The organism is Bacillus cereus group sp. BfR-BA-01441, from assembly GCF_022663075.1.
Classification (GTDB): domain Bacteria; phylum Bacillota; class Bacilli; order Bacillales; family Bacillaceae_G; genus Bacillus_A; species Bacillus_A cereus.
The window spans coordinates 1-3619 of sequence record NZ_JAKUEU010000170.1 but is presented as its reverse complement, the minus strand read 5'-3'; the positions used below and the strand labels follow the sequence as shown (position 1 = coordinate 3619).

The following is a 3619-nucleotide window of genomic DNA, read 5'->3' as shown; positions in this document are numbered from 1 at the left end:
CCCAATATGATGCCCTATCAAATGCCGTATCAACAGCCCATGATGCCGCCGAATCCGTATTATCAACAACCAAATCCATATCAAATGCCATATCAGCAAGGAGCGCCGTTTGGACCGCAATATACGTCTATGCCAAACCAGAATATGATGCCAATGGATAATAATATGCCGCCGCTTGTGCAGGGTGAGGAAGATTGTGGATGCGGAGGAGAAAGTAGACTATATAGTCCACAACCAGGCGGTCCGCAATATGCGAATCCTTTATATTACCAACCAACTCAGTCTGCATATGCACCACAGCCAGGAACGATGTATTATCAACCAGATCCACCGAATGTATTTGGAGAGCCCGTTTCAGAAGAAGAGGACGAAGAAGAAGTTTAAAAAGGCGGGAGTATTCCCGCCTTTTTTACATTCCTGTTAATTAAGAAAATGAAGTTTTTTTATGAAGTGCTAGAAAATTCCCAGTGAAATATTAACAGTGTAAAAACCTTCTCGGTTACTCATCATAAGAGGGAGCTTTTCAGTAGAGAAGCTCATTCTAACAGAGGGGGTTTTTGTATTGAATACGAAAGTAAAAGTGATTGCTGCTTCTTTGTTAGTTACCAGTGCATTAGCTGCATGTGGTACACCGAAAGATAACAATGCAATGGATGGACGTAACTACAATTACGAGCGTACATCTTATAATGATACACACCAGTATCGTGATAATGTGACACGTAATGATCGTTATACAGATTATGTAACATATAGAAATGGTCGTAACGATACAGGATACAATTATTATCGAGATGTAAATTACAATGGACAAATTGCTAATCCGCATCCAACTCGTAATATTACAATGAACAATTCATACATTAACAATGATGGTAAAACAGCTGAAAGAATAACAAATCGTGTGAAACGTATGAATAACGTAGACCGTGTGTCTACAGTTGTATATGGAAACGATGTAGCGATTGCGGTAAAACCACGTAACACAGTGACAAATGAAACGGCGATGGCTAACGAAATTCGTCAAGCTGTTGCAAATGAAGTTGGAAACAGAAACGTATATGTTTCTGTAAGAAATGATATGTTTACTCGTGTCGATGCAATGAGTACGCGTCTACGTAACGGTACAGTTACAAACGATTTTAATCGTGACATAGTGAATATGTTCCGAGACATTCGTTACGGTTTAACTGGTACAGTGCGATAACAAAACAAAAGAGGAAGGGATAGCCCTTCCTCTTTATTCATCGTTGTCTTGTAAGCGACGTTTTTTAATAAAATAACTAACGGAATAAGAAACTAAAAAGCATATGAAAAGAATACTACCTGTTGAAATAGCTTCAAATAGAGGTCTTTCTGGACTGAAAATAATATAAATAATAGCCGTAACGATTCCTACAATAAGGGAGTGGAAGACAAGTTTGTAATAAGGAGTTAACTGTATTTCCTTTTCGCCTTCTTCTACATCGATTGAAACACTTAACTGTAAATAAGCAAGTAAAATACTTGTAAACATAAATAATAGCCACAATGGAGATTTCGTAATTTGATCAATGCCTTCAGTGAATCCGATATAGCCTAAAATTCCAACTACGCCAATGTATTGAAAAAGAAAGACAATACGTATGTTTTTTAACATTTGAAGAATGAGGCGTTCATCCTTTATTTTTTTCATAATATTCATCCCCTGCTTATTATGATTTCGCTGTCACATTAATTGTAACATATATATTGCAATTATCAATTTATAATTTACATAAAATAATTTGGATGAAAGAGGAAATAAAATATTTTTATAAACATGTTGCACTTATACTTTATTAATGTTATATTAGCAAAGCGATGAGCTAATTTACGTAAGACGAGAGATATGCTTAAGTGCTAAACACGCGAATGTGGTCGCCTGGTCTCTCGCCGTAAACGCATCAAGACGCCTGCTTTGCAGGCGTCTTTCATTTTATATAAAAGTAAATGATACATGCAGATGAGGTAAACCCTTATCTGCATTTTTTATTTTTCGAAAGAAATGTAATATGGATAAAACCCCCATTTCCGGAAAAACTACTAATGAAAGTATGATCTTGCCTAAAAGAGGTGAACGGAAATGAAATGGATACTGATTGCGATGCAAGCTTTCGTTATGATGTTTTGTTTCGTTTATGGAACGAATGTGAAGGCGGAAGGGCCAGTACCAGAAGTAACGAAAAAAGAACCTGAGGTTACAATTTTATTAGAGCGTATGTATGTTGATGGCGAAGTAAGCGAAGAAATACTTACAGAAAAAGTGACGGATTTAGAAAAGTTTTTACAGCAGTATAAAGAATGGCAGCTCGTTGATCGTGATGATGTACAAATTGTATTGCAAAAGAAAGTTGATGATATTTCTCCGTTATTGAAAACGAGCGGGTATTTTGGTGTTTCAGAGGAAGGGATATTACAAATTTTCAAAGGTGTACCGAAAAGTGATAATGCGATCCATTCTTTCTTTCAAATTGATATGAAAAAGCTTGAGAGCTATGAACGTGCGAAATTGAAACGTGGCATTCGTATTAAATCAAAAGAAGGTTTTGTGAAGACGATTGAAAAAATGAAGCAATACGCAGTTCAAAGTAAGAAAAAAAGCAGCTCATGGTGAGCTGCTTTTTTTTCTTATTTGTTTTTAGCTAAAATTTCTTTTGCGATTTCATCAATTAGCATATCTTTTCCGATTGGATTGAATGCTTTCGTATTGAAGACTTCATTTGATACTTCATATACGTGATTATTTTTAACTGCTTTATTGTCTTTCCAAACGGCACTGTTTTTGTAGTCTTCGTAAACTTTATCAGCTTCGCCGCCGAAGTTTACAATAAACATTTGGTCAGGCTGGAATGCAACTAGACCTTCTAGTGATACTTGCGCCATCGTTTGTTTTAAATCCGTACCTTTTGTTGCTGGAAGTTTTAAGTCATTAAAGATGATGTCACCGTATCCGAAGCTACCGTATACACGGAAGTTTTGTGGTGTAACTGCAACGAACATAAAGTTCTCATCTTTTGTTTTCTCTTTAATTTTTTTAGATAAAGAGTCTGCTTTCTTATCGTAGTCTGCAATCCATTTGTCTGCTTTCTTCTCTTCGTCAAATAGCTTACCTACTTCTTTAAACTTACCACGCCAGTCTTCTAAGTTTGTTTCTAGAACAACTGTAGGTGCAACCTTTTCTAGTTGATCATAAATTTTTAATTGACGGTTGTTTAAAATAATTAAGTCTGGTTTTAAAGCAGTAACAGCTTCTAAATCAACTTTAGGTGCCCAGTACCAACCTACTGCTTTTACTCCATCTAACTTGTCTGTTAAGTGATTTTGGATTTTATCTTTATATGTATTTGCTGTACCAACAGGTTTGTGTCCAAGAAGTAATAGTTCTTCTGTTGATCCAGATAAGTCAACAATTCTCTTTGGATTTACTGGAATTGTAGCTTCACCTTTAGCATGTTTTACAACTTTTGTTTTCGGTTGTTCTTTTGCCTTCGATTCTTCTTTTTGAGAAGAACAGCCAACGATAGAAAGAACAACGAGCATAATAGTAAATAAAATAAATAGCTTACGTTTCATCCTGATGTAACCCCTTTAATTAGTA

General features: G+C 35.7%; 4 protein-coding genes and 1 pseudogene. 3 read left to right on the top strand and 2 right to left on the bottom strand.

All coding sequences use genetic code 11. The features are described from left to right. Together MR107_RS29430 and MR107_RS29425 are read left to right on the top strand one after the other, a co-directional pair. Positions 1-384: pseudogene (locus MR107_RS29430) on the top strand (peptigoglycan-binding protein LysM); the annotation flags it as partial. Positions 385-562: 178 nt separating this feature from the next. Further along, the gene (locus MR107_RS29425; RefSeq protein ID WP_001093536.1) at positions 563-1207 is read left to right on the top strand and encodes a YhcN/YlaJ family sporulation lipoprotein; all 645 of its coding nucleotides are present in this window, start codon (positions 563-565) and stop codon (positions 1205-1207) included. 33 nt (positions 1208-1240) lie between these two features. Here the strand turns inward: MR107_RS29425 and MR107_RS29420 are convergent, their stop codons facing one another. Beyond that, positions 1241-1675, bottom strand: coding sequence for a hypothetical protein (locus tag MR107_RS29420; protein ID WP_000721223.1), 435 nt, complete (start codon positions 1673-1675; stop codon positions 1241-1243). A 429-nt stretch (positions 1676-2104) separates the two neighbouring features. On the opposite strand from MR107_RS29420, the gene MR107_RS29415 reads away from it, so the two are divergent. After that, positions 2105-2635 carry a BofC C-terminal domain-containing protein gene (locus tag MR107_RS29415; protein ID WP_000871192.1) on the top strand — a complete coding sequence of 177 codons (531 nt, stop codon included), beginning with the start codon at positions 2105-2107 and terminating at the stop codon, positions 2633-2635. A 14-nt stretch (positions 2636-2649) separates the two neighbouring features. Here MR107_RS29415 and MR107_RS29410 read toward each other — a convergent pair whose 3' ends face one another. Then, a complete protein-coding gene (locus tag MR107_RS29410) occupies positions 2650-3594 on the bottom strand; it encodes an iron-hydroxamate ABC transporter substrate-binding protein (protein WP_000823606.1) in 945 nt (314 codons plus the stop codon). Positions 3595-3619: the final 25 nt, after the last annotated feature.

Coding starts and splice junctions, on each gene's coding strand:
- MR107_RS29415 (WP_000871192.1), top strand. CDS start 2,105: ATGAAATGGATACTGATTGCGATGCAAGCTTTCGTTATGATGTTTTGT.
- MR107_RS29420 (WP_000721223.1), bottom strand. CDS start 1,675: ATGAAAAAAATAAAGGATGAACGCCTCATTCTTCAAATGTTAAAAAAC.
- MR107_RS29410 (WP_000823606.1), bottom strand. CDS start 3,594: ATGAAACGTAAGCTATTTATTTTATTTACTATTATGCTCGTTGTTCTT.